Below are 23,839 nucleotides of genomic sequence, written 5' to 3'. Positions count from 1 at the left end.
CGGACTTCGGTTCCGTGCCGGAACCGGCTTGTCCGCTTTCACCCGCTCACGTCGTCGTCTGGATGATCAGCGTCAGCGTGCCGTCGCCGTCGATATTGGCCGCCACGACCTGAGTGGAATTAAGTCCGTTCGCCGCCAGTGCCGATGCCGCCTGCGGCGATGCGTCGATCGAACTTTGCAGGATGCGCAAATCCTCGGCGCTGGTCTGGGTGACGACGGCCTCCGCCTGTGCCTTGATTTCAGGAGGCAGATCCTCCATCGCCACGATTGTCACAGCGGTGAAATTCTGGGCGGAGAAGGCTTGGTCAGGTGTAGCCTGGTCGGGAGTGGCCCCTTCTGGCGTGGCTTGCTCTGGCAGGGTTTGCGGCGCCGTTGGCGGGACAGGGGCAAGCTCTGGTCCCACGGATTGCGCATAGACCGGCGAGGCAAGGGCCAGTGCCGAAAGTGTGACAATTGTCGTCGATAGGCGCATGGCCGTTCCTTCCGTTTTGCTCAGCGGACGATCAATTCGGTCCCGACAAAACCATCGTGTCGAAATATGGTTCCGTTACGGAGGTTGCTGTCTTGCCGAAAGCGGTGATTGTCGCGGAAAGCAGGGCGCGAAATCCGGCGTTGCCCTGTCTCAGGCAGCGGCGTGGCTGCGATCGGGCTGCGGCCAGCGCTGCAATGCTTCACGGCCCTGAGCGGTCAGTTCGTAGACCCCGCGATCGGTGCGCGCGAACCAGCGATACACGTTGTGCAGCAGGATCTTGGGTGCGTTCGGCAGGTTGGGCTTCAAGTCACGTGGCCGCTTTGGACCATCGGCGAGCGCTGCGGCGCATGCCAGTGCCTGCTGGCGATAAGCGGTCATGATCGGCGCACGCGAGCCGCCGCCGGCGACGGGATCGCCCTGCCGACGCCGATGTTCGTCGATTAGTTTCGAGCGGCGACGGGGATCCCGACGCGGGGCCAATGCCGCCGGGCTGAGCAGCACCTGAACCTCGCCGTTCGCCCGCACGCCAAGCAGGCCAAAGCCGAGGCGACGGCAGAGATTGCGGTATCTCACATCGCTCTCACGGCCTTTGCCACGGGCCGACACGCATGCCGCGAGCCAGACCTCATCGCTCGCCGCCATACGGTCGACGCCCTGGAGGACCAGCTCGAGATTGAACTTCAGCTTCAGCTCGCAGATGACGACGATCGGTGGAGAGTCGGCACTCAGCGCCAGCAGATCGCAGCCGCCGATCTCGCCCTTGACCATAAATCCCAGGCCTTCGAGGAAGGTCTTGACCGGGCTGTAGAGTGACGTTTCGAGCATGGGCCTTTGTTGGCTGCGAATCATCCCGCCGATCGGCGGTTCAGCGCGATGATCGCTCTTTGCCGTTGAACAGGAGGTAAACGACGGCCAAACAATTGGTCAGAGCCGTGCCACGCCGCTTGCCAATTTGGTATGCTGGTATAATGTGTACCTGATATAGCATGCTCCGCCTAGCGGCGCTGTGCTGGACGGTGCCCACGACATCGTCCAGGGGAACGTCATTTAAGCGGCGGCTTTCCGCCTTTTCTAATCCGCCAGCCGGCGGCAATGTGCATACAAGTCAATGGGACGATCGGCAGGGCCGTCGTTGGTAATCAGGAGTAACGGACACATGACAACGATTGCGCTGTTTGGTGCAGGCGGCAAAATGGGTTACCGCCTGTCGACCAATTTTCGCGGATCTCCCTACACGATACGCCATGTCGAGGTCAGCGACGCCGGCCGCGAGCGGCTTAAGTCGGGCCTCAACATCGATGCCGTCAGCGCCGATGAGGCGCTTGATGGCGCCGATGTGGTGATCCTGGCGGTGCCGGACACGCATATCGGCAAGGTCGCGGCGAGCATCGAGAGCAAGCTTGCATCAGGCACGATGGTTGTCGTGCTCGACGCCGCGGCACCTTTCGCCGGGCATTTGCCGAAGCGACCGGACCTGACCTATTTCGTCACCCACCCGTGCCATCCGCCGATCTTCAACGACGAGACCGACATGGCGGCCAAGAAGGATTATTTCGGCGGCGTCAAGGCCAAGCAGCACATGGTCAGCGCCTTGATGCAGGGACCGGAGGGAGATTTCGCCAAGGGTGAGGCGATCGCAAAGATCATCTGGGCGCCGGTTATGCGCTCGCATCGCGTCACTGTCGATCAGATGGCGCTGCTCGAGCCCGGCCTTTCGGAAACGGTATGCGCCTCGCTGCTCGTCGTCATGAAAGAGGCGGTCGACGAGGTGGTGGCGCGCGGGGTCGACAAGCAGGCGGCGCTCGATTTCCTGCTTGGCCATATGAACGTGCTTGGCGCCGTCATCTTCGGCGAGACCAAAGGCGTGTTCTCCGACGCCTGCAACAAGGCGATAGAGTTCGGCAAGCCGGTGCTGATGCGCGACGACTGGAAGCGGGTGTTCGAGCCGGAGGAGATTGCCGCGAGCATTCAGCGCATCACCTGAGGGCGCGACGCGTCTTCCGGAACATATCACCTGAAATTGTCATTGACTCATTATACCAGTTGGCTTAGCTGTTCAATGGATCGGACCGTCAAGCTTCGCAACAGGCTCAGGGGCTGGATGAGTGGAGGGATAGGGGGAGCGATCCGTCGAGTTGAAGCCGGCAAAGGCTTGTGAATCTGACGCGACCCGCCGCCTACGGCCGGCTAACGAAATCGAATGCATATAGCCTTGGGACAAGGCGCGGATTTTCAACGGGAGGAATACATGAAACTGACACGCAGAATGACGCTTGCGGCTTTTGCCGGCATACTGGCGCTTGGCACCGCCGCACCCGCCTATGCGGCGGATTTGATCGCCATCATCACGCCCTCGCATGATAATCCGTTCTTCAAGGCGGAAGCTGTCGGCGCGGAGGCCAAGGCTAAGGAACTCGGCTACGAGGCGTTGGTGCTCGTCCATGACGACGACGCCAACAAGCAGTCCGAATTGATCGACACGGCGATCGGCCGCGGCGCCAAGGCGATCATCCTCGACAATGCCGGCGCCGACGCCACCGTCGCCGCGGTGCAGAAAGCCAAGGACGCAGGCGTTCCTTCCTTCCTGATCGATCGCGAGATCAATGCCACTGGTGTCGCCGTCGCGCAGATCGTCTCCAACAATTATCAGGGCGCCCAACTCGGCGCGCAGGAATTCGTCAAGCTGATGGGCGAGAAGGGTAATTTCGTCGAGCTCGTCGGCAAGGAATCCGACACCAATGCCGGCATCCGCTCCAAGGGTTACCACGACGTCATCGACGACTATCCGGACCTGAAGATGGTGGCGCAGCAGTCGGCCAACTGGAGCCAGACCGAGGCCTATTCAAAGATGGAATCGATCCTTCAGGCCAATCCCGATATCAAGGGCGTGATCTCCGGCAATGATACGATGGCGATGGGCGCCTATGCGGCACTTGCCGCTGCCGGCCGCAAGGACGTCATCGTCGTCGGCTTCGACGGGTCGAACGATGTGCGCGACTCGATCACCTCCGGCGGCATCAAGGCGACAGTCCTGCAGCCGGCCTTCGCGCAGGCGCAGATGGCGGTCGAGCAGGCCAACGACTTCATCAAGAACAAGAAGTCTCCCGCCGAAGAAAAGCAGCTGATGGACTGCGTCCTGGTCAATGGCGACAATGCCGCCAAGCTGGAGACGTTCGCGCTCACCAACTGAGCCGGCGTAACATCAAGCAGCAAGGGACGAGCCTCCGGTTCGTCCCTTGCTTCCATTTCGCCCTTGCTTCCATTTCTCTGGGTGCTCCTGACCGCCATGCCGAACGAGCCGACATGTTCAACACGCTGATCCGGCCGATCCTTGTCGCGTTGTTCCTCGCAGCAATAGGCAGCCTGACCGCCTGCAAGATCCTGCCGACGCCGTCAGCGGAAAACGGCGGCACTGGCTCCGCGTTCAATCCCGACAAGATGGTCGAGGACATCTGGGCGACGAAAGTGATACCCTATCTACAGCAGAAGGCCGGGCCGTTTGCCGAGGTTCATGCCTTGGCCAAGACCGACCCCGCCGCTGCCGGCGCCAAATACGGCAATCCGAAGAAGCAGGCGAATTCGCCATGGACCTTCGCCGTTCGGCTCGAGGGCAAGATCGTTGCAGCCAACACACAGTCACGGGCGGCGACGATGGACGTCGATGCCGATGGCGACGGCAAGGCGGACGCGCGGGTGCAGATCGGCCCCGCCATGCGCGGAACCGCGCTGCGCGACAGCCTCGACTTCATCCAGTTCAATGATTTCACCAACCAGATCGACTTCGCCCAGTTCGGCAAGGCTTTCAACGCCTATGCCGACAAGACCGTGCTTTCCAAGCTGCCGCGCGAGGCACTCGAGGGCCGCAGCGTCAAGGTCCTTGGCGCCTATACGCCGGGCAGTGGCCAGGACCTGCCGCTGGTGACGCCGGCGGAGGCAGAGATCGGGCCGAAGCCATGAGCGGCGATCAAGATGTCATCCTGAAGCTGGAGGATGTCTCGAAAGTCTATTCCGGCACCGTCGCAGTCAAGCGGGCGAATTTCGAGGTGCGCAAGGGCGCGGTCAACGTGCTTGTCGGCGAAAACGGAGCCGGCAAATCGACGCTGATGAAGATCATCGCCGGTGTCGAGCAACCGACGCTCGGGCGCATCCTGCTGGACGGCGAGGAGGTTTCCTTCTCGTCATCCGGGGATGCGGTGAATCGCGGCATCGGCATGGTGTTCCAGGAGCTGAACCTGTTCGGCAATCTGACGGTCGCCGAAAATATTTTCGCCACCCGCGAGATCACCAATCGTTTCCGCAAGATCGACCGCAAAGAGCAGGAGCGCCGCGCGGCGGAATTCCTTGAACGCCTGGAGGCCGGCATCCGGCCGGACATGCTGGTCGAGGATCTGCGCATCGGCCAGCAGCAGCTGGTCGAGATCGCCAAGGCGGTTTCGCTCGATGCGCGCATTCTCATCATGGATGAACCGACCTCGGCGCTGAGCGCGGCAGAAGTCGAGATACTGTTCAAGGTGATTGCCGATCTCAAGGCGCGCGGCGTGGCGATCGTCTACATCTCGCACCGGCTCGAGGAACTGATCCGCATCGGCGACACCATCACCGTGCTGCGCGATGGGCGCATCACCGGCCAGGCGGAGATGAAAGACGTCGACACCCAGTGGATCGTGCGGCAGATGATCGGCTCGGACGCCAAGGACTTCGCCAAGGCCGACGGCCATGTGCCGGGCGAAGAGATATTCCGCGCCGAGGACATCTGCCTGCCGCGCGTCACCGGCGGGCTTGCGGTCGATCACGTCTCGCTGTCGCTGCGCGCCGGCGAAATCCTCGGCATCTACGGTTTGATGGGCGCCGGACGCAGCGAGCTGTTCGACTGCATCATGGGCCGCCACGGCCATTCGACCGGCACGATATTCATTGCCGGCAAAAAGGTGCACGAGCGGGACACGACGCGGCGCATCCGGCGCGGGCTGGCGCTGATCCCCGAAGACCGCCAGCGCGAAGGGCTGGTGTCGATCCTCTCCGTCGCCAGCAATCTGACGCTGGCCAGCCTGTCGCGGTTCGTGCGCCTGTTCCACATTCGTGGTGCCGCCGAACGACAGGCGGTGACCCAGACGGTGCGCGAACTGGCCATCAAGGTCGCCGATCCGGCGCAGGAAGTCTCGTCGCTGTCGGGCGGCAACCAGCAGAAGGTGGTGATCGGCAAAGCGCTGCTCACTGGACCGAAGGTGCTGCTGATGGACGAGCCCAGCCGCGGCATCGACGTCGGCGCCAAGGCCGACGTGTTCCGCACCATGCGCAAGCTGTCGCGCGACGGCCTGGGGATCCTGTTTGCCACCTCGGATCTCGATGAGGTGATGGCGTTGTCCGACCGCATCGCAGTGATGAGCAATGGAAAATTGACCGGTATGTTCGATCGCGCAGAGGCGACGGAGGCCGCACTTGTCGCTGCCTCGGCCTTCGGCCACGGACCGGTCCCGCACGGAGAGCAAGGCGCATGACTGACATTCCAGCCAAGGCGGCGGTCAACTCCATTTCGAGCGGCTCGGTCCTGCTGACGCTGATGAAGGCGAGGACGTTCATCGCGCTGATCGCCGTGCTGTTGTTCTTCTCGATAGCTGCCCCCAATTTCCTCTCGGCCGCCAATCTTATCCTGATGTCGAAGCACGTGGCGCTGAACGCATTCCTCGCAATGGGCATGACCTTCGTCATCATCACCGGCGGCATCGACCTGTCGGTCGGCTCGATCGTCGGCCTGTGCGGCATGGTGGCCGGCTATCTCGTGCTCAACGGCGTCGACCTGCAGGTCGGCTATACCATCTATTTCAACGTCTTCGAGATCGCGCTGATCACGCTTGCCGTCGGCATATTGATCGGCGCCGTCAACGGCTTGCTGATCACCAGGCTTAACGTTGCGCCGTTCATCGCCACGCTCGGCGTGCTCTATGTCGCGCGCGGCCTGGCGCTGCTGTCGTCCGACGGGCGCACCTTCCCCAATCTCGTCGGCAAGCCGGAGCTCGGCACCACCGGGTTCGGCTTTCTTGGCGCCGGCCGGCTGCTTGGCCTGCCGGTCGCGCTGTGGATTTTGCTCGTTGTTGCGCTAGGGGCGGCCTATCTCGCCAAATACACCCCGCTCGGCCGCCACATCTTTGCCGTTGGCGGCAATGAGCGGGCGGCGCGGATTTCAGGCGTCCGCGTCAACATGGTGAAGATGTTCGTCTACATGTTCTCCGGCTTCTGCGCGGCGATCGTCGGGCTGATCATCTCGTCCGAACTAATGGCCTCGCATCCGGCGACCGGAGAGAGCTTCGAACTCAACGCCATTGCCGCGGCAGTGCTCGGCGGCACCTCGATGTCGGGCGGACGCGGTACCATCGGCGGCACCATTGTCGGCGCCTTCGTCATCGGCATCCTTTCGGACGGGCTGGTGATGATGGGGGTGAGCTCGTTCTGGCAGATGGTGATCAAGGGCCTCGTCATCATCGTCGCCGTCGTCGTCGACCAGGCACAGCGCCGGCTGCAGAGCCGTGTCACGCTGATGCAGATGGCAAAGGCCGGCTGACATGGCGGAGCTGCGTGGAGCGCTGATCGGCTGCGGCTTCTTTGCCGTCAACCAGATGCATGCCTGGCGCGACGTGGAGGGCGCCTCGATCGTGGCTATCTGCGACCGCGATCCGGACCGGCTGCGGGTCGTCGGCGACCAGTTCGGGATTGCGCGGCGCTATACCGATGCGGCCGCTTTGTTTGCCGGCGAAAGGCTGGATTTCGTCGACATCGCCACCACCGCACCAAGCCACAGAACGCTCGTCGAGATGGCGGCGCAGCACGGCGTTCCGGCAATTTGCCAAAAACCGTTTGCGCCGACGCTTGCCGATGCCAAGGCGATGGTGAAGGCCTGTGCCGACGCCGGCGTGCCGTTGATGGTGCATGAAAATTTTCGCTGGCAGTCGCCGATCCAGGCGGTGCGCGCCGTACTCGACAGCGGTGAGGTCGGCACGCCCTTCTTCGGACGGATCTCGTTCCGCTCTGCCTATGACGTGTTTTCCGGCCAGCCCTATCTTGCGACCGGCAAGCGCTTCATTATCGAGGATCTCGGCATCCATATCCTCGACATCGCCCGCTTTCTGCTGGGCGACGTCTCGACGGTCACCGCCCGAACGGCGCGCGTCAACCCTGCCATTGCCGGCGAGGACGTTGCGACGATGCTGATGGACCATACGAGCGGCGCCACTTCCGTGGTCGATTGCAGCTATGCAAGCAAGCTCGCGACAGAGCCGTTTCCCGAGACGCTGATCGAGCTCGACGGCAAGGACGGCACGATCCGGCTGGCGCAGGGCTACCGCCTCACCGTCACCGGCAGGAGCGGGACGGCCGTCAGCGACGTCTCGCCGCCGCTGCTGCCTTGGGCATCGCGGCCGTGGCACAACATCCAGGAAAGCGTCGTCGCCATTCAAAAGCATTGGGTCGATTGCCTGACCAATGGAACCGAGCCCGCGACCTCGGGCGCGGACAACCTGAAGACATTAGCGCTGGTCGAGGCAGCGTACGCCGGCGCCGCAAGCCGCGAACCGGTGCAACTCGACGCCTTGCTGAAATGACAGCCGACGCCTTCCTCCTCTACGGTACACGTGCCGTTGAAGCCGAACCGGTCAGGCTGCGCGCCGGCGCGCTGACGGCGGACTTCGTCAACGGCAATCTGCGCACCATCCGGCACGGCGACACCGAAGTTTTGCGCGCCATCGCCTACATCGTCAGGGATCGCGACTGGGGCACCTACGAGCCGGGGCTCACCAACCTTGTTATCGAGCAGGATGCCGAGGCTTTTTCCGTCAGCTATTCGGCAAATTGCCGGGCACCGGACGGCAGCCGGCTCGACTTCCGCGCGACCATCAAGGGCTCCGCCGATGGCCAATTGGTCTTCGACGTGAGCGCTCTTCCCGACAGCGATTTCGAAACCAATCGCTGTGGTTTCTGCATCCTGCATCCGATCGCCGGCCTGGCCGGCAGCCCGGTCACGGTCGAGCATACCGATGGCAGCGTGGTCGCGACCAGGCTTCCAGAGCTGATCGATCCCTGGCAGCCGTTCAAGGATCTGCGGGCGATCACCCACCAGGTCCGGCCGGGCGTCACCGCCGAATGCCGGATGGAAGGCGATACCTTCGAGATGGAGGACCAGCGCAACTGGTCGGATGCCTCCTACAAGACCTATGTCCGGCCGCTCGCGCTGCCATGGCCATACGTGCTGCCGGCCGGCGAGACCTTCCGCCAAACCATCAGCTTGCGGGTGGCGGGTCGCGGGAAAGTGCCGGCCGCCGCGGCAAGTGCCGAACCGATTCGTGTCAGGCTCGGCCAAGCCGGACCGGTGCTGCCGGATATCGGCGTTATCATCTACCCGGATGAGGTCGAGGCGGCGCTGGGCAAGCTGTCGGTGCTGTCCGGGCTTGGCCCGCAGCAATTGATGTTCCACTATGACCCGACGCGCGGCCACGGGCTCGCCGCCTTGCGGTCCTATGCCAGGCTCGCCGCCGCCTATCCGGTCCGGACAACGCTCGAATGTGTCATTGCCGGCGACGGCGATCTCGACGCCGAGCTTTCAGGCGTCGCCGACAGGGTGCGCCAGGCCGGGCTCAAGCTTTCGGCCATTGCCGTCTCGCCCTCGGTCGACCGGCAGTCGACGCCACCGGGCAGCGCGTGGCCGCAATGCCCGCCGCTCGAAGACGTCTATGCCGCGGCGCGGCGCGCCTTTCCCGACACCCGCCTCGGCGGCGGCATGTTCAGCTATTTCACCGAACTCAACCGCAAGCGTGTGCCGGCCGATCCGCTCGATTTCGTCACGCATTGCACCTCCCCGATCGTGCATGCCGCCGACGATCTCAGCGTCATGCAATCGCTGGAGGCACTGCCTTTCATAACGGCGTCTGTACGGGCGATCTTTGGAACAAAACCTTACCGGATCGGGCCGTCGACCATTGCCATGCGCCAGAACCCTTACGGCGGCGCGACCAAGGCCAATCCCGACAATCAGCGCATCGCCATGGCCGACCGCGACCCGCGCCATGCCGGGCTGTTCGGGGCCGCATGGACGATCGGCTATGCCGCACATGTTGCGCCGGCCGGGCTCGAAATGCTCACGCTCTGCAGCTTCACCGGACCATTCGGCGTACTGGCCTCGTCGGGCGAACCTGTCGAAGAAGGTACACCCCGGCCGATTTTCCACGCGGTGAAAGGACTTTGCGAGCTGGCCGGCCATGCGCATGTGGCGGCGACAACGACTGATGAGACGCGGGTGCTGGCGCTGGCCGGCCGCTCCCAGACAGGCAAGATCATCGTCTGGCTGGCGAATCTTACCCCGGACGACGTTCCGGTCGACGTTTCCGGGCTCGGCTCCGATCAGGGCCCTCTCAAGATTTGGGATGGACGAATGTCACGCCAGATTCAGCAAGACGCGTCGGGCCGAGACCGTCTTGTGATGACGCCCTACGCAATCGTGCGGGTCGGCTGAAGTCATTTGCCGAGGTTCATGGGTAGCCGCCTTCCGCAGCGGTTGCCCGCAGCCGCAGCACTTCCGTTGCCGACTTGTCACCGGATTTGCTTTCGAAACTCGCCTGGCGCCATTCCAGTTGTCTTGGAAAAAAGACGGCTGAACGAGGCGACGTCTTGATATCCCACCCGATAGCAAATTTCTGACACGCTCAGTTTCGTTTCCTCAAGCATGGATTTTGCCAACTCCAGCCGCCGTTCCTGGATCCATTTTCCCGGCGTTGTCTGGAGTTCGTCGAAAAATCTGCGAGACAGGGTTCGCGAAGACATGCCCAATTCGGTTGCGAGAAATTTCAGATCGATTTCCGACATCTTGTCTTTCGAGAGCTCGCGCAGCTTGTTCTCGAATGGGCTGGCCTCGTTCGAAATTTCGTCGAGAGGAAATTCGTAGGGACTCTGGAATTTGCGCGGCGGAGGAAGAACCAGAAGTTTTCGAATGATTCGCTCCTCCTTCGAGAAGCCCAGATCGATCAGCAAAGCCCTGGCGAGTTCGAGCCCGGAAAACCCGCCTCCGCATGTGTAAAGGCGGTCCTGGCGAATGAGCAAGCGGGAAGCGTCCCATCGCACTTGCGGAAACCGGCGGCTTGCCTCGGCTTTCAGCCACCAGGATATCGTTGCGCGTTTGCCGTCCAATAATCCTGAATTGGCGAGCAGATAACATGCACCGCAATGTGCTGCGATGATTGCGCCCTGCTGTTGTGCGAGCGCGATCAGCGGTTTTGAATGTTCACTCTCCTCGTCGAGCGAGCGCAGAAGCTCGGGAATCTCGACACCCGGCATCGCAATGAGAATCAGGACATCCATTTTCCGGGATGGTTGAGCCTTTGTCGGGAAGGAAATTCCGGTGCTTGATGTCGACGGCGCGCCCCTTGAAACGAACTCACATGAAAGAACCTGTGAACGGCAGACGTCATTCACAAGCTGAAACATTTCCACGAGCGTCGAGACAACGGCCGAATAGAAATTCGACGGCAGCCAGATCACAACGTGGAGGCTCCTGACAGCCATTGCGGTACTCCAGTGTCGTTCTCGTCGACTGGCAAGTCTAGCATAGTCTTTGTCAAAATTGCCAATTCCAGAGCAACCGCGGCGCCTCCAGGATGGCCGCATGCGGGCTGCCGACGACGCCGCCCGCGGAAATCCATGGCTGGGAACTACAAATGCTGAAATCGCTGAATGAAAACACGCGGCAAATACATCGGATTCAGACGGCAACAGAAAACTTCGTCGGTCCGGGCTCAGGCTGATCTGTGGTCAGTCAGTAGGCCGAGAGCACGGTGCCGGCCGCTACGCCGGTCGGGACCTTGCTCTAGATTTTCAGTTTCCGGAGTTCATCACGTAGAGCGCACGCGAGCGTTCGAGGTGCTTGATCATCGCCTTCTCGGCGCCATCCACATCCTTGGCTTCGATGCGTCCGATGATCTCTTCGTGCTCGGTCAGCGTGAACTTTTCCTTGCCGGTCCAGATCAGCATTTCGGTGTGGTATTCCTTTAGCCAGCCAAGCATTGCCTCGCTGACGGCGACATAGATCGGGTTGCCGGATATTGCCGCGATCTGGGTGTGGAATTTCATGTCGGCGGATATGAAGGCTTCCGAGTCGCCACGATGGCTGCGCTGCTCGGCGACCGTTGCCCGCAGCCGCTGCACGTCCTCGGCTGTGGCCTTTTCTGCAGCTTCCTTGACCATGCCGCGCTCGAAGAAGATGCGCGCGTTCTTGAGGTGCTCGAGCGTGTCCTTCGATGACGACAGGATGATCTTGGCTGCGCCGTCGACCTGCTTGATGATCGACTTGGCGGTCAGCTGCAGCACCTTGGCCCGCTCGCCATGCGAGATCGCGACCAGTCCCATATTGCTCAACGCCTGCATCGCCTCGCGGATCGCCGGCCTGCCGACCTCGAAGCGCTCCATCAATTCGCGCTCCGATGGCATGTCGTCACCCGGCAGCAATTCGCCGCTGGTGATCAGGCGCTTCAGTCTCAAGAATACTTCGTCGGAAAGCTTGCGCCGGACGATCGGCTCCGAACGGTTCATCGTCGCGAATCACTCCTTTGACCGGCCTATACCTAGCATTTCCGCCGTGAATCCCGGAACGCCTGTTGCCGGCTCGCCCTTACCTGCCAAGCCGGATAGGGCTTGCAATGCTTATGTACTCATTATACCAGATTTCGAGGGCCAAGGAACCTTTTTCGAACCACCCTGACAGGCCGCGCAAATATGATTGTTCTCACCTATCGCATCGAAACGCCCGGCAATATCGAGGCGCTGGCGGCCAAGATCGCAAGCGACCAGTCGACCGGAACCTTCGTCGCGCTGGCCGGCGAGACCGAAGAACTCAAGGCCAGGGTCGCGGCGCGGGTCCTGGCGATACGGCATCTGCCGGATGCGGATCGGCCGTCTCTTCCCGAAACCTGCCCCGAAGCCAGCAACGGCCCGGTCAAGCGCGCCGACGTCGACATCGCGTTTCCGCTGGACGCCATCGGCACCGACCTGTCGGCGCTGATGACTATCGCCATCGGCGGCACGTTTTCGATCAAGGGCCTGTCCGGCATTCGTGTGGTCGACATGAAGCTACCCGAGGAGTACCGGGGCACGCATCCGGGTCCGCAATTCGGCGTCGCAGGCAGCCGCACGCTGACCGGCGTCGCGGGTCGTCCGATCATCGGGACCATCGTCAAGCCGGCGCTGGGGCTCCGCCCGCACGAGACGGCCGCGATGGTGCAAGAATTGATTGCCGCCGGCGTCGATTTCATCAAGGATGACGAGAAGCTGATGAGCCCGGCCTATTCACCGCTGTCGGAGCGGGTGAGGGCAATCATGCCGCTGATCGTCGACCACGAGCAGAAGACCGGCAAGAAGGTCATGTATGCCTTCGGCATCTCACATGCCGATCCCGACGAGATGATGCGAAACCACGACCTGGTGGCAAAGGCCGGCGGCAATTGCGCGGTGGTCAACATCAATTCGATCGGTTTCGGCGGTATGGCTTACCTCCGAAAACGCTCCAGCCTGGTGCTCCATGCCCACCGCAATGGCTGGGACATTCTCACCCGTCATCCCGGCCTCGGTATGGATTTCAAGGTCTGGCAGCAGTTCTGGCGGCTGCTCGGCGTCGACCAGTTCCAGATCAACGGCATCGCCTCGAAATACTGGGAACCCGACTGGTCCTTTGTCGAATCCTTCAAGGCGGTGACCACGCCGATCTTTTCGCCGGCCGATTGCGCATTGCCGGTCGCCGGCTCCGGCCAGTGGGGCGGGCAGGCGCCTGAAACCTTCCAGCGAACCGGCCGGACGGTCGATCTTCTCTATCTCTGCGGCGGTGGCATCGTCAGCCACCCGGACGGGCCGGGCGCCGGCGTCCGCGCCGTGCAGCAAGCCTGGCAAGCAGCGGTCCAAGACATTCCGTTGGCGGATTATGCCTTGGGCCATGTCGAGCTGGCGCGGTCGATCGAGAAGTTCGGCGGCGGCGAGGCGGCCTGACGCCATGCAAAACCTGCTTCTGAGTTACTATGGCGACGACCTGACCGGCTCCACCGACGTCATGGAGGCGCTCGAGCTCGGCGGCGTGCCGACCGTGCTGTTCATGCGCCGGCCGGACGAGGCGCTGCTTTCGCAATTCGCGCATTGCCGCGCCCTCGGGCTGGCCGGCACCAGCCGCAGTGAGACACCGCTGTGGATGGACACGCATCTGCGAGATGCCTTCGCCTGGCTGAAGACCGTCAACGCCGAGATCTGCCACTACAAGGTCTGCTCGACCTTCGATTCCAGCCCGGCGATCGGCAGCATCGGCCGGGCGATCGAGATCGGCCGCTCGGTTTTCCGGCAAGGCAGCGTGCCGCTGGTGGTCGGCGCGCCGCAGCTGAAGCGCTACACCGCCTTCGGTCATCTCTTCGCGGCCTATCGCGAAAAATATTTCCGCATCGACCGCCATCCCGTGATGAGCCGCCATCCGACCACGCCGATGGACGAATCCGACCTGCTGATCCATCTGTCGCGCCAGACCGACCTCAGGTCTGGGCTGGTCGACCTGGCGACGCTGCAGTCTGCGTCGCGGTCGGAAGCATTCGACCGGCTTGTGGAGAATGGCACAGGTATCGTGCTTGTCGATGTCGATAGCCCGGAAACCCAGGCGCTTGCCGGCAAGGAGATTTGGCGCGCTCGCAAGCCGGGCGGTTATTTCGTCGTCGGCTCTTCGGGCATCGAATATGCCTTGCTGGCCGAATGGGCATCGAACCGGATCGTGGATGCCAAACCCGCCTTTTCGCCGCCGGGCGCTGCCGGCAGGATCGCCGTGGTCTCGGGGAGCTGCTCGCCGACGACGGAACGACAGATCCGGCATGCCCTGGCCGAAGGCTTCGACGGGATCGAGCTCGACCCGGTCGAACTGGTTTCCGAGGCTTCGAACGACGCTATTGTGCGCGCGGTTGCAACCGGCCGCTCCAGCCTACGGGCCGGGCGGAGCGTCATCCTCTACACCGCGCTCGGACCTGCGGCCGACCGCGGTGCTGAAATCGATCTCCGGGAAGGCGCCCGCCATAAGCTCGGCCGCGGCCTTGGCGAGCTTCTCCGCGAACTGACGCTTCAAGAGAAGCTACTGCGCGTGGTCATCGCCGGCGGCGACACGTCGAGCCATGCACTGGGCCAGATGGGCGTCGACGCGCTGACGGTGCGAATGCCGCTGCCGGCATCGCCGGGTTCGCCGCTTTGTGTGGCGCATTCGCGCATCAAGGCGATCGACGGGCTGGAAATTGCCCTCAAGGGCGGGCAGGTCGGAACCGACCGCTATTTCTCCGCTATTCGCGATGGGGTCGGCGGTTGAGAGCGGGGAATATCAGGTCAAATCGGTGATGCTCAATCGAGATCTAGGATAATCATTAGTCGGCAAACCAGAAACCTCAGGCGTTCAGATCAGCGGCAATGCCACTCATCCCGCTATCTTGTACGGCCTATTGCCCTGCTTGGATGATACTGACGGGCATAAGCGACACAGGCGTCCACCGTGCTGACACAGAGCGCATCGCGGTTGTTCGGCAGGTTGTTGTCGCCGGCGTAGGCAACCTCAGCAACATGACCGTCAACCATTCGAATTTGTGTGTTGCAATAGCCGCCGGGGGCGACGTTGACGGAACCTCCGAGCGCAGGGACCGGGCCAATGGCCACGGTCGGAACCACAATGTTGAGATTGCCGCGTTGAACGACGCGCTGATAGGTCCAGATCTGGCCGGATTTGCCGACAGCGGCAGTGGCGGTCGGAAAGCCGGCGCACATTCGAACGTCCGCCTCGCTAAGGCCGACCATCTCCTTGCGGGCTGCCGCCGCCGTGGCGTCCTCCTTCGCAGTGCTCGACGTGTCGTCTGGCATGACGCAGGAAGACAGGATGAAGGCGCTTGCCGATAGAAGGAGAAGGGCAAGCTTTCGGGTGTGGAAAGATGTCATACCAACTTCGGATTGCACGGGAGCCCCGAATGCCAACTTAGGAAGTGGGCCAATCGAGTCAACCGGCACAAAATTCACGAAGTCGTTTGGTCCGCCATTCCGCCGCACGCATCCGCTGCAAGAGGTTGAGGCTGCCGCCGTGACCCTCGCGCCCTATCTTCCGCCTGGGCATCGGATTTCCAAACCCGACCCCTTCTTGTCAGATGTACTGACGCACGGTGCTGTGACTTTGGTTCGGCCGACGGTGTGCTAGTTTCCAGCCAATTGTTCCGGAGACGTCATGCCTATCAAGCTGCAAGAAATCGCCCTCGCTCTTCTGCTGTTGGCTGCCGGCGCCGGGGTCGGTCATGCGGAGACGGCCCAGCGGCCGCCGCCCACGGGCGGGGTTCTCTCGCTCCTGCCACCGCCGCAGACTTCCGATCATTCGATCTCCATTGCCGGACGCACGCTCGATTACGAGGCCAAGGCCGGCACGCTGTCATTGCCGTCCGGCAAAGGCGATATCACCGCCGAGATTTTCTATGTCGCCTATGCTCTGCACCCCGGGAAAGACATGGGACCGGATCCGCGGCGCCCGATCACCTTCGTGTTCAATGGCGGTCCGGGAGCAGCTTCCGCATATCTTCATCTCGGCGCGCTCGGTCCGCGGGTCCTGGCGACTGCGGCCGATGGAAGTTTCCTGCCGCCGCCACAGAGGCTGTTCGATAACCCCGACACTTGGCTTGACATGACCGACTTGGTCTTTGTGGACCCTGTCGGAACCGGTTACAGCCGTGAAGCGCCCGGCACGGAAGCACACAGCTTCTGGGGCGTCAGCCAGGACGCCGCGTCGATAGGCGCGTTTATCCGGCTCTATCTGGCGCAGACGAACCGAACGGCATCGCCTGTCTTCCTGGCTGGCGAGAGCTATGGCGGCTTCCGAGCAGCATTGCTCGCCAGAAAGCTTCAGGAAGACATCGGCATCAGCCCGAGCGGCGTCGTGCTGATTTCGCCGGCGCTCGAATTCACGCTGGTGCGCCCGGACGAGTTCCAGCCGCTCCACTGGGCGCTGGAACTGCCGTCGCTGGCGGCAGTGCGCCTGCACAGCGAAGGCGTTTCCGGCCCGGCTCTGCAGGAGCGGCTGGCCGAAGTCGAACGCTATGCGCTCGGCGATTATCTGGCCGCGCTGGCCGGTGGGCTGGAGCAGGGTGGACGCCTGGCGAGCCAGCGTGTCGCCGCAATCACCGGTCTGCCGCTCGATCTCGTCCAGCGGCACTTTGCACGCATTCCCATAGGGCTCTTCGCCAAGGAGTTTGCACGGGCAAAGGGCAATGTTCTCAGCGCCTATGACGGCAACATCGCTACAGCGGACGTGGCGCCAGAGAGCCTGGGAGTCGAGGGTCCCGATCCGGTGCTCGATCGAAGCGTGCCGGCGCTCACCTCCGCTTTCGTCGGCTATGTGCGTGATGAATTGAACTTCCGCACGGATATCAGCTATCGGCTTCTCAACCGCGAAGTCAGCGGCAATTGGGACTATGGAACGAGCCCGACGCGTCAGGGCTATGCGGGTGTCATGGACGACCTTCAGCAGGCGCGCACGCTGAACCCCAGCCTCGGCGTGCTGATCGTCAACGGCTACAGCGACCTGGTGACGCCGTACATGGGCTCGCGCTACCTGCTTGGTCAAATTCCTTCGCTTGCCGGCGCAAAGCCCATTCGCACCGAGGTGCTGGAGGGCGGGCACATGATGTATCTGAGGCCGGATGGACGGGCGGCACTGAAGCAGGCCGCGTCCGAGCTTTACCGAACGACGCAATGAGACGGTTTGCGCAAAAAAGCGCCGGATGCGCTGTTCGCCCTCTCATCAGGCCCTAGTTCCATCGCGATTGATCGGTTACACACCTACGATGGCGTCTTTTAGCGACGTTCGACAGCGGATTAGCCGGCTCTCCAGAATCGCGCCACTGGTGCGGCGTGCTGCCGAGCGGGCCATTCGGAATACCAGGCCACACAGGCTGCCAAGCCTCGTCGACCGCTGGAATGCGCTGTCGCTGGCCACGCAGTTCCTGCTCGCGGGTGGTCTATTCTCCCTGTCGGCCATGGTGGTGGTGGGGATTTCAGTCACGAGCCAAATAGAAGCCGTGGTCACGCAGAATTCGGCATCCGCTACAGCTCTTTACGTGGACAGCGTTATCGCGCCGCTGCTTCCGGATATGCGCAAGAGCGAAGTCCTCGACGAGAGCGTCGCCCACGCGCTCGATGAAACGCTGGGACAAGGGGCACTCGGCACAAGGCTCGAATCGTTCAAGCTCTGGCGTCGCGACGGAACCATCCTGTATTCGACCGACAAGACATTGATGGGCAAGCGCTTTGAACCCAGCGACAATCTCCGGGCGGCATTCGCAGGCCAAATGGTTTCGGAGTTCGACAAGCTCGACGATCCGGACAGCGAGGCCGAAAGAGCCAGCGGCTTGCATCTCCTCGAGATCTACAATCCGGTGCTGCAGCCATGGTCGGGGGAAGTGGTGGCCGTTTCGGAATTCTACGAGGTCGCCACTGATTTTGAAAGAAACCTGCATCAGGCACTCATTCGAACCTGGCTGGACGTTGCCGCCGTCACAGCGGCCTTCTTTCTCGGACTGTCGGCAATCGTGTTCCGTGGCAGCCGCACGATCAGTTCGCAGAGCCGCTCGTTGAAGCAGCGCATTGCCGAGCTTTCCGATCTGCTTGCTCAAAACAGACTGTTGAGGCTGCGGGTGCAGCGTGCCTCGCAGCGTGCCACCGCAGTTAACGAACGCTATCTCAGGCGCATCGGTGCGGACTTGCACGATGGCCCCGCGCAACTGGTTGCTCTCGCGGCGCTGGGGATCGACAGCCCCGTCATTGGCGATCCCGCTACGACGCAATCGAAGCGTGCACAGGAATTGCTGGCCATCAAAGCACATCTGGACAATGCCATGCGCGAGATCAGGAGCATCAGCAAGGGCCTTGTCCTGCCGCATATCGAGCATGCCGAACTGGGTGAGATTCTCCAGCTTGCCGTACAGGCGCACGAAGAACGAACCGGCGTCAAAGTGAGATTATCGATGACCGGCGGCCATACGCCGTTGTCGCCAGCGGCCAAGATCTGCATCTTCCGCTTCGTCCAGGAGGCGCTGAACAATGGATTCCGCCATGCCGGAGGTGAAGGTCAGTCGGTCGAGAAACATTTCGACGGCGAGCGCGTTTGTATCGAAGTGTCCGACGCCGGCGCTGGGTTTGACCCGCAAATCGTGCGTCCCGAGAGGCTGGGACTCGTTGGGCTGCGCGAGCGGGTGGAAAGCCTCGGGGGCCAGTTTACCGTGACTTCCTCACAGAGTGGCACAGTCGTAAGAATGGCCCTCAACATCGTTGAAATGGGGCAGACATGACAGTAGCCATCAAACTCGCCATCGTCGACGACCACCCGCTGTTCAGGGAAGGCGTTGTGCGCACGCTCGATCAGATCGGCGGGTTCGAGATCGTCGGTGAAGGAAGCAGCAGAGACGATGCCCTGCGGATAATCGAAGACCAGCGGCCCGACATTCTGCTGATGGACATCTCGGTTCCTGGAGGTGGCCTTGGCGTGATCGGACCGGCCCTGGAGCGGCATCCGGCACTGAAAATTGTGATGCTGACCGTTTCGGAAGAAAACCAGCACGTGATGACCGCGTTGCAGAGCGGGGCAAGGGGCTATGTTCTGAAGGGGGTCGGGTCGAGGACGTTGGCTGCGATCCTGCGCACGGTAGCGTCGGGCGAACGATATGTCTGTCCACAATTGTCGGCGCGCCTGTTGGCCGATCTGTCGGCTCAATCAAATGAGCCGGCGAAAGCTGACGGACTTGCCGAACTCACCAGCCGCGAAAGGGAGATCCTGACGCTGGTGGCCGCGGGACTGAGCAACAAGCGGATCGGGCTTCGGCTGAACCTGCATGAGAAAACGATAAAGCACCACATGACGCGAATCCTGGCCAAGCTCAACGTCAGCAACAGGACCGAAGCCGCGATGACCTTGCGCGACGCGACTGAGCGCCGGCATCCGCCTGTTCGCGATCATGCTTGAGCCGAAATTGCCGCACGGCGCGGCTATGTGAACTGGCCCTCAGTTGATCATTTCAAGCAACCTGTCCCGATCGGAACGCGTCGCCAGGCGCCGAATGATGGTGCGGCCCTTGGCATCTCGCATTTCATATTGGCCGCTATCAATGCGCTCGCTGAGGCCGTTCGAATGCACCACGCCAATGCTCGGCCCGCTCACCTCGACCCGGTCTCCCGTGGTTGCATTGATGAAGAGTTTCGGCTTGCTGTCGGGGTTTGCCGCAGGGGCCAGATCAGGGGGATTGTCCTCCTGCGACTTTGCTTTGTCCTTGCCCGCATTGCTATTCGAGTTTGAATTGCCAGAGTTTCCACCTGGATTGCCGGAATTGCCGTTCCCGTTCCCATTGCCGTTCCCGCTGCCATTACCACCATCTTTGGCCCAGCCAGTTTGCGGGCCGAGCGTCGGCGACGGTCCGTCGAACATGACGCGATAGGGGCTGACGACGAGAATGAAAGTCAACACGACTACAGAAATGCCGACACGACGTCCTCGTGAAGATCCGGTCCTTCGTCTCCGGGTCATCATCAATGAACTTGCCAGTCGCATGTCGGAAATGCCCTTAACCATACGGCTCTGTCGTACTGCCTCCTGTTCGAATTCGTGTGATGCTTAAAACAATGGTTTGCATCCGGGACGTCAAGACCCACCAGTTCCACGATGGTAACTGGTGGGTCTCGCTAGCGCAGGAAGGGACTATTTACTGCGCAAGTTTTTTGCCTTCCTTTGGTTGCGTCTCTGCGAAAGCGCCGACTTCCCACCATCAGCCAACTATGAATCCAATTGCCGTGATCCCGAAACAAAGGCCAAATAACGGAAAAAGCAGCCAACGTGCCTGGTGAACGCTCGGGTCCATAGCGGCCTCCTGTAACAGTCGGCATCGCAACGGGGCCATCGGAACTCGGTTCCTGAAACTGTCGCCTTTCGGGCTTTTGCGATAGCAGCCTCGGACCAAAGTTTGGCCGTGCAGGTCCTTGGTCGACAGTCTTACAGACTGAAGTCCAATACCAGGAGCAATGGACCCCGCCCTGCGTTCGGCGCCCTTTGTATCCACCTGGCGGCTGCGATCCACCGCTTCCTTCGAATGCTTTGCGTTCCTGGCACTATGGCAACAGCGACGTTGGTCCACTGCTATGTCGTTGAAACGTCACCAATACAGACCCATATCTAAGCTGCGTCGGATGTCCTCCCATTGCGTCCGGCGCGTTCCCCTCTCGAGGTTACAGACCTTCACGCTTGGCCGGGCTCAACAGTCCGGCCTTTTCTTTTGGCGATTGCTTTTATCGGCACCGGCACCGAGGACTATTTCAACACGGCATGGTGCCCGACACAGTAGCGCGCCGCCTCAGCTGCGAGGTGGAAGTTGCTGGACAGACCAGGTGTTGCCGTCGGGATCCTCAAAGAAGACAAATCTGCCCCAGGGAAAATCCTTGATATCGCTGACCTCAATGCCTTGAGCGGCCAGGTACCGGTGAGCCTCATCGATATCGGGCACGACCAGTTGCAGGCCCCTTATGGATCCCGGAGGGCTGTCGACGAGGCCCTTGCCCATGGCAATCGAACAGGCCGAACCGGGCGGCGTCAATTGCACGAAACGTATCTCGTCGCTTACGGTGTGGTCGTGATCGAGATGAAAGCCGACCTTGCCAACATAAAAGGCGATTGCTCTATCGACGTCCGATACGGGGACCGGGACTAGTTCCAGCTTCCAATCCATGACAGCCCTTTCGCAGCTTGATTGCCAAGTGGTGCCGAACACCGTGGGCGACATCCCGCCATCTTCCCAATGCCATTGTCGGCGCGGGCCGCTCAATCAGTCAAGAGATCCAGGGTTCGATCGGAGATTTCAAGGCCGGGTCGGCCAAAGCTCCCCACGCCGGACATTTTCACAGGACCACGAAACAATTATCTCCGGTCGCCGTTTCGCCCGCAGAACTTTTCGAGGAGGCGACGATGAGCGCAACCGGCTTGGACGTTTTTGACAGAACGCTGCAAATAACAAACATCTGGCTCGACGAGATCATGGCGGATCTTGGTCCTGATCGCCATGTCGCCTGGCACACATTGGGCGCCGTTCTGCGAACCCTTCGGGACAGGCTACAGATCGGACTGGTGGCGAAATTGGGGGCGGAACTGCCGCTGCTCGTGCGCGGCGCCTACTATGATCGCTACCGGCCCGCCGACATGCCCGACAAGACACGCTCGCTCGAGGAGTTCCTGCAACATATCGCCGAGGAATTGAAATCGACCCGTCCTGTCGATCCCGAGGATGCGGTACGCTCGGTATTTCGCGTGCTTGCACGGCATATCGACCTTGGCCAGTCGGCAAAGGTGCGGGATGCGCTGCCAAAGGAAATCCAGGCCCTCTGGCCTGAAAGCGTGGGCGTCAAATAGCGGCTAAAGTCAGAGGTTAGTGGAGCGCACGGGACCGGACTTCGCGCCACGCTCAATGGCGAAGTTCTCAGCCGGTATGGACGGTCGCAGCTTAACCTGGAAAGAGTGTGAAGCCGCCGTCGACGCGGATTACCTGTCCGTTGATGAAGCGCGCGCGCGGACCGGCGAGGAAGGCCACCGCTTCGGCGATCTCTTCAGGCTCCGCATATCGGTTCAGCGATTTCTTGCTCGAATCCATGCGCTGCGGATCGACCACGCGGCTCGCCTGGAACCGTGCCGTCTTGGTGGCGCCAGGGCTCACCGCATTGACGCGTACGCCATCGTCGATCAGTTCCTTGGCGAGGCAGCGCGTATAATGGACGACGGCTGCCTTGAGCGTCGAGTAGACCACTTCGGGCGAGCATCCGATATGCGCTGCCGCCGAGGCGATGTTGATCACCGAGCCCGAGCCGCGCTTGACCATAGGCGGAACGAACGCCTGGCAGACCAACATCGTGCCGATAAGGTTGTTCTCGGTTAGAACCTTGATGTCTTCGTAGTCGATGTCGAGCGCGTTGTTGGGACTGGGCTTTACGCCCTTGGCGCCGATGTCGCCGCCGGCGCAGTTGACCAGTACGTGCACGTCGCCGAGATCCGCCTCGATCTTCCTCCTCATTTCGGCGACGGCCTGCTTGTCGCCGATGTTGCCGGTGACCGCGGTGATGCGCGTCCCATGCTTCTCCAAGCCCCTGGCAGAGTCGCCGAGGTCCGCGAATTCGCCATATTGAGATGGCCGGGTCCAATCGAGGTCGTGGACCGCGACGTTTGCGCCAAGTTCGGCCAAGCGGTCGGCCATCACGCGGCCGAGGCCGCGTCCCGAGCCGGTCACGAAGGCGGTCAGGCCGCTGAGTTCTCGGGCAGTCATGCTGATTTCTCCTTTGCAATGAAATCGAACTTCATCATGTTGGCGGCGCTGCGCCGGATCATGTCGAGCTCGTACGAAACGAGCGCACCGTCATCATCGCGCTCCCATGGCGTGCGGTAGTCGGCGTCGTCCGCAAGGCGGTTCAGGCGCGCAGCACTCAGGCAGGCCGCGAATTCGCGGGCGGTCTTCGGCGCATATCCGTTCCACCAGTCGTCGGTGAGACAGCGAACGTGACGGGCCTCCAGCGCGCCGGGCTCAAGCACCGCCGTCAGCGTGTCGTGGTGCTCGCCAAGGATGGCTGCCAGTTCGGCGAATGGCACGGCGCCGTCGCCGATCGCGCAGCGGACCAGGCGGTAGCCCTCATCCGTGAACTGGACGCGATAATCCTTGAGGTGAACGTGGCGGACATGGGGCGCGATCCGGCGCGTGAAGGCAAGCGGCGCCTCGCCGACAGGAAAGGTGTTGCCGGTGTCGTAGGTGATGCCGACACCCGGCCCGCCGAGTTCGCAGAACGCAACCAGTTCGTCGCTGCCGAAGTCCTGATGGTTCTCGATGCCGAGCACGCGGCCCTCCGCCGCCGCACGCGGCCCCCATTCCGTCAAGGCAGCGCGAATCGTTGCGTTGAATTCGCTCCATTTCCGGCCCCACGCATTGCGGTCGCCGCACAGGACGGGCGTCAGTGCGATACGGATCGTTGTTGCCTCGAGCAGGCGCGCAGCCCGAAAGGCGTTGTCCAGTGGACCTGCCACGAGCAGTCCGCCGCTCACCACCGGGACGATGTCCAGCGCGGCAAGACGCCTGCGCAGCGCGACGATTTCGGCGTCCGTTAGTTCGGTCAACCAGGGTTCGTAGATCTCGAGCGTGCGTGCGCCCAGTTCCTGCGCCAGTGCTATGAAGCCTTCCAGCCCCGCGCCGTCCGGATTGTGCCGCGGCGTGCCGCGGCCCTGCAGTCCGAGATGGTAGGTCAGTCCGTAGGGGTTGAGGCCGAGACGAAGCATCAGCTTGG

The 23,839-nt window shown here is 62.0% G+C and carries 22 protein-coding genes; 13 read left to right on the top strand and 9 right to left on the bottom strand.

The genetic code is table 11. The annotated features are described in order from the left end of the window. Nucleotides 1–46: 46 nt before the first annotated feature. Entirely contained in the window at nucleotides 47–472 is a 426-nt protein-coding gene (locus tag NKI95_RS01240; protein ID WP_292663156.1) for a hypothetical protein, read from the bottom strand. A 150-nt stretch (nucleotides 473–622) separates the two neighbouring features. After that, the gene (locus tag NKI95_RS01235; RefSeq protein ID WP_352713386.1) at nucleotides 623–1,297 is read right to left on the bottom strand and encodes a DUF2161 domain-containing phosphodiesterase; all 675 of its coding nucleotides are present in this window, start codon (nucleotides 1,295–1,297) and stop codon (nucleotides 623–625) included. Nucleotides 1,298–1,628: 331 nt separating this feature from the next. Here NKI95_RS01235 and NKI95_RS01230 point away from each other — a divergent pair, with 331 nt between their 5' ends. The 7 genes from NKI95_RS01230 (at nucleotide 1,629) to apnL (ending at nucleotide 9,971) form a co-directional block, all read left to right on the top strand. After that, entirely contained in the window at nucleotides 1,629–2,456 is an 828-nt protein-coding gene (locus NKI95_RS01230; protein ID WP_352713384.1) for a phosphogluconate dehydrogenase C-terminal domain-containing protein, read from the top strand. A gap of 264 nt (nucleotides 2,457–2,720) precedes the next feature. Continuing rightward, nucleotides 2,721–3,662 (top strand): D-ribose ABC transporter substrate-binding protein, encoded by a 942-nt coding sequence (locus tag NKI95_RS01225; protein WP_352466724.1) that lies wholly within the window; start codon nucleotides 2,721–2,723, stop codon nucleotides 3,660–3,662. Between the two features lie 113 nt (nucleotides 3,663–3,775). Continuing rightward, on the top strand, nucleotides 3,776–4,429 hold the full coding sequence (locus tag NKI95_RS01220; RefSeq protein ID WP_352713382.1) for a DUF2291 family protein: 654 nt from the start codon (nucleotides 3,776–3,778) through the stop codon (nucleotides 4,427–4,429). Further along, nucleotides 4,426–5,970 carry a sugar ABC transporter ATP-binding protein gene (locus tag NKI95_RS01215; protein WP_292663146.1) on the top strand — a complete coding sequence of 515 codons (1,545 nt, stop codon included), beginning with the start codon at nucleotides 4,426–4,428 and terminating at the stop codon, nucleotides 5,968–5,970. The genes NKI95_RS01220 and NKI95_RS01215 overlap by 4 nt, the downstream gene beginning before the upstream one ends. Beyond that, nucleotides 5,967–7,031 carry an ABC transporter permease gene (locus NKI95_RS01210; RefSeq protein WP_352713379.1) on the top strand — a complete coding sequence of 355 codons (1,065 nt, stop codon included), beginning with the start codon at nucleotides 5,967–5,969 and terminating at the stop codon, nucleotides 7,029–7,031. Before NKI95_RS01215 ends, NKI95_RS01210 begins: the two co-directional genes overlap by 4 nt. A gap of 1 nt (nucleotide 7,032) precedes the next feature. Next, nucleotides 7,033–8,067: a Gfo/Idh/MocA family protein gene (locus NKI95_RS01205; protein ID WP_352713376.1), complete on the top strand. Its 1,035-nt coding sequence runs from the start codon at nucleotides 7,033–7,035 to the stop codon at nucleotides 8,065–8,067. Then, the gene (apnL, locus tag NKI95_RS01200; protein WP_352713374.1) at nucleotides 8,064–9,971 is read left to right on the top strand and encodes a D-apionate lactonase; all 1,908 of its coding nucleotides are present in this window, start codon (nucleotides 8,064–8,066) and stop codon (nucleotides 9,969–9,971) included. The genes NKI95_RS01205 and apnL overlap by 4 nt, the downstream gene beginning before the upstream one ends. A gap of 77 nt (nucleotides 9,972–10,048) precedes the next feature. Here apnL and NKI95_RS01195 read toward each other — a convergent pair whose 3' ends face one another. Continuing rightward, nucleotides 10,049–11,017 (bottom strand): GlxA family transcriptional regulator, encoded by a 969-nt coding sequence (locus NKI95_RS01195; protein ID WP_352713371.1) that lies wholly within the window; start codon nucleotides 11,015–11,017, stop codon nucleotides 10,049–10,051. 309 nt (nucleotides 11,018–11,326) lie between these two features. Further along, on the bottom strand, nucleotides 11,327–12,040 hold the full coding sequence (locus tag NKI95_RS01190; RefSeq protein ID WP_352713369.1) for a transcriptional regulator NanR: 714 nt from the start codon (nucleotides 12,038–12,040) through the stop codon (nucleotides 11,327–11,329). A 183-nt stretch (nucleotides 12,041–12,223) separates the two neighbouring features. On the opposite strand from NKI95_RS01190, the gene oiaX reads away from it, so the two are divergent. Together oiaX and NKI95_RS01180 are read left to right on the top strand one after the other, a co-directional pair. After that, nucleotides 12,224–13,486, top strand: coding sequence for a 3-oxo-isoapionate-4-phosphate decarboxylase OiaX (oiaX, locus tag NKI95_RS01185; protein WP_352713366.1), 1,263 nt, complete (start codon nucleotides 12,224–12,226; stop codon nucleotides 13,484–13,486). A gap of 4 nt (nucleotides 13,487–13,490) precedes the next feature. Continuing rightward, nucleotides 13,491–14,825: a four-carbon acid sugar kinase family protein gene (locus tag NKI95_RS01180; RefSeq protein WP_352713363.1), complete on the top strand. Its 1,335-nt coding sequence runs from the start codon at nucleotides 13,491–13,493 to the stop codon at nucleotides 14,823–14,825. Nucleotides 14,826–14,938: 113 nt separating this feature from the next. On the opposite strand, the gene NKI95_RS01175 is transcribed toward NKI95_RS01180, so the two are convergent. Next, on the bottom strand, nucleotides 14,939–15,442 hold the full coding sequence (locus NKI95_RS01175; protein WP_352713361.1) for a hypothetical protein: 504 nt from the start codon (nucleotides 15,440–15,442) through the stop codon (nucleotides 14,939–14,941). Nucleotides 15,443–15,722: 280 nt separating this feature from the next. Here NKI95_RS01175 and NKI95_RS01170 point away from each other — a divergent pair, with 280 nt between their 5' ends. Genes NKI95_RS01170 through NKI95_RS01160 form a run of 3 tightly spaced genes read left to right on the top strand, consistent with a single transcriptional unit; the run spans nucleotide 15,723 to nucleotide 19,502 of the window. Continuing rightward, entirely contained in the window at nucleotides 15,723–17,240 is a 1,518-nt protein-coding gene (locus NKI95_RS01170) for a S10 family peptidase (RefSeq protein ID WP_352713359.1), read from the top strand. A gap of 25 nt (nucleotides 17,241–17,265) precedes the next feature. Then, nucleotides 17,266–18,831 (top strand): sensor histidine kinase, encoded by a 1,566-nt coding sequence (locus NKI95_RS01165; protein WP_352713356.1) that lies wholly within the window; start codon nucleotides 17,266–17,268, stop codon nucleotides 18,829–18,831. Continuing rightward, entirely contained in the window at nucleotides 18,828–19,502 is a 675-nt protein-coding gene (locus NKI95_RS01160) for a LuxR C-terminal-related transcriptional regulator (protein ID WP_352713353.1), read from the top strand. Before NKI95_RS01165 ends, NKI95_RS01160 begins: the two co-directional genes overlap by 4 nt. Nucleotides 19,503–19,541: 39 nt before the next feature. Here the strand turns inward: NKI95_RS01160 and NKI95_RS01155 are convergent, their stop codons facing one another. Together NKI95_RS01155 and NKI95_RS01150 are read right to left on the bottom strand one after the other, a co-directional pair. Then, nucleotides 19,542–20,105 carry a hypothetical protein gene (locus NKI95_RS01155; RefSeq protein ID WP_352713351.1) on the bottom strand — a complete coding sequence of 188 codons (564 nt, stop codon included), beginning with the start codon at nucleotides 20,103–20,105 and terminating at the stop codon, nucleotides 19,542–19,544. 775 nt (nucleotides 20,106–20,880) lie between these two features. Next, complete coding sequence (locus tag NKI95_RS01150) at nucleotides 20,881–21,306, bottom strand: VOC family protein (RefSeq protein WP_352713348.1); 426 nt, start codon at nucleotides 21,304–21,306, stop codon at nucleotides 20,881–20,883. 182 nt (nucleotides 21,307–21,488) lie between these two features. Between NKI95_RS01150 and NKI95_RS01145 the strand changes: the two genes are divergently transcribed. Continuing rightward, on the top strand, nucleotides 21,489–21,929 hold the full coding sequence (locus tag NKI95_RS01145) for a DUF2267 domain-containing protein (RefSeq protein WP_352713346.1): 441 nt from the start codon (nucleotides 21,489–21,491) through the stop codon (nucleotides 21,927–21,929). 91 nt (nucleotides 21,930–22,020) lie between these two features. Here NKI95_RS01145 and NKI95_RS01140 read toward each other — a convergent pair whose 3' ends face one another. Beyond that, entirely contained in the window at nucleotides 22,021–22,833 is an 813-nt protein-coding gene (locus NKI95_RS01140) for an SDR family NAD(P)-dependent oxidoreductase (protein WP_352713345.1), read from the bottom strand. Beyond that, nucleotides 22,830–23,831 (bottom strand): sugar phosphate isomerase/epimerase family protein, encoded by a 1,002-nt coding sequence (locus NKI95_RS01135; RefSeq protein ID WP_352466742.1) that lies wholly within the window; start codon nucleotides 23,829–23,831, stop codon nucleotides 22,830–22,832. The genes NKI95_RS01140 and NKI95_RS01135 overlap by 4 nt, the downstream gene beginning before the upstream one ends. Between the last annotated feature and the right edge of the window lie 8 nt (nucleotides 23,832–23,839).

This window comes from Mesorhizobium sp. M0306, assembly GCF_040321655.1.
GTDB lineage: Bacteria > Pseudomonadota > Alphaproteobacteria > Rhizobiales > Rhizobiaceae > Mesorhizobium.
Note: the sequence above shows the minus strand (reverse complement) of the source record. Positions and strands in the feature narration are given on the sequence as shown.

What these genes read in the sequence shown, in the direction of transcription:
- NKI95_RS01165 (WP_352713356.1), top strand. Translation starts at nt 17,266, where the DNA reads ATGCGCTGTTCGCCCTCTCATCAGGCCCTAGTTCCATCGCGATTGATC.
- NKI95_RS01135 (WP_352466742.1), bottom strand. Translation starts at nt 23,831, where the DNA reads ATGCTTCGTCTCGGCCTCAACCCCTACGGACTGACCTACCATCTCGGA.
- apnL (WP_352713374.1), top strand. Translation starts at nt 8,064, where the DNA reads ATGACAGCCGACGCCTTCCTCCTCTACGGTACACGTGCCGTTGAAGCC.
- NKI95_RS01230 (WP_352713384.1), top strand. Translation starts at nt 1,629, where the DNA reads ATGACAACGATTGCGCTGTTTGGTGCAGGCGGCAAAATGGGTTACCGC.
- NKI95_RS01150 (WP_352713348.1), bottom strand. Translation starts at nt 21,306, where the DNA reads ATGTCGCCCACGGTGTTCGGCACCACTTGGCAATCAAGCTGCGAAAGG.
- NKI95_RS01170 (WP_352713359.1), top strand. Translation starts at nt 15,723, where the DNA reads ATGCCTATCAAGCTGCAAGAAATCGCCCTCGCTCTTCTGCTGTTGGCT.
- NKI95_RS01210 (WP_352713379.1), top strand. Translation starts at nt 5,967, where the DNA reads ATGACTGACATTCCAGCCAAGGCGGCGGTCAACTCCATTTCGAGCGGC.
- NKI95_RS01220 (WP_352713382.1), top strand. Translation starts at nt 3,776, where the DNA reads ATGTTCAACACGCTGATCCGGCCGATCCTTGTCGCGTTGTTCCTCGCA.
- NKI95_RS01225 (WP_352466724.1), top strand. Translation starts at nt 2,721, where the DNA reads ATGAAACTGACACGCAGAATGACGCTTGCGGCTTTTGCCGGCATACTG.
- NKI95_RS01240 (WP_292663156.1), bottom strand. Translation starts at nt 472, where the DNA reads ATGCGCCTATCGACGACAATTGTCACACTTTCGGCACTGGCCCTTGCC.
- NKI95_RS01235 (WP_352713386.1), bottom strand. Translation starts at nt 1,297, where the DNA reads ATGCTCGAAACGTCACTCTACAGCCCGGTCAAGACCTTCCTCGAAGGC.
- NKI95_RS01155 (WP_352713351.1), bottom strand. Translation starts at nt 20,105, where the DNA reads ATGGTTAAGGGCATTTCCGACATGCGACTGGCAAGTTCATTGATGATG.
- NKI95_RS01205 (WP_352713376.1), top strand. Translation starts at nt 7,033, where the DNA reads ATGGCGGAGCTGCGTGGAGCGCTGATCGGCTGCGGCTTCTTTGCCGTC.
- NKI95_RS01160 (WP_352713353.1), top strand. Translation starts at nt 18,828, where the DNA reads ATGACAGTAGCCATCAAACTCGCCATCGTCGACGACCACCCGCTGTTC.
- oiaX (WP_352713366.1), top strand. Translation starts at nt 12,224, where the DNA reads ATGATTGTTCTCACCTATCGCATCGAAACGCCCGGCAATATCGAGGCG.
- NKI95_RS01145 (WP_352713346.1), top strand. Translation starts at nt 21,489, where the DNA reads ATGAGCGCAACCGGCTTGGACGTTTTTGACAGAACGCTGCAAATAACA.
- NKI95_RS01195 (WP_352713371.1), bottom strand. Translation starts at nt 11,017, where the DNA reads ATGGCTGTCAGGAGCCTCCACGTTGTGATCTGGCTGCCGTCGAATTTC.
- NKI95_RS01140 (WP_352713345.1), bottom strand. Translation starts at nt 22,833, where the DNA reads ATGACTGCCCGAGAACTCAGCGGCCTGACCGCCTTCGTGACCGGCTCG.
- NKI95_RS01180 (WP_352713363.1), top strand. Translation starts at nt 13,491, where the DNA reads ATGCAAAACCTGCTTCTGAGTTACTATGGCGACGACCTGACCGGCTCC.
- NKI95_RS01175 (WP_352713361.1), bottom strand. Translation starts at nt 15,442, where the DNA reads ATGACATCTTTCCACACCCGAAAGCTTGCCCTTCTCCTTCTATCGGCA.
- NKI95_RS01190 (WP_352713369.1), bottom strand. Translation starts at nt 12,040, where the DNA reads ATGAACCGTTCGGAGCCGATCGTCCGGCGCAAGCTTTCCGACGAAGTA.
- NKI95_RS01215 (WP_292663146.1), top strand. Translation starts at nt 4,426, where the DNA reads ATGAGCGGCGATCAAGATGTCATCCTGAAGCTGGAGGATGTCTCGAAA.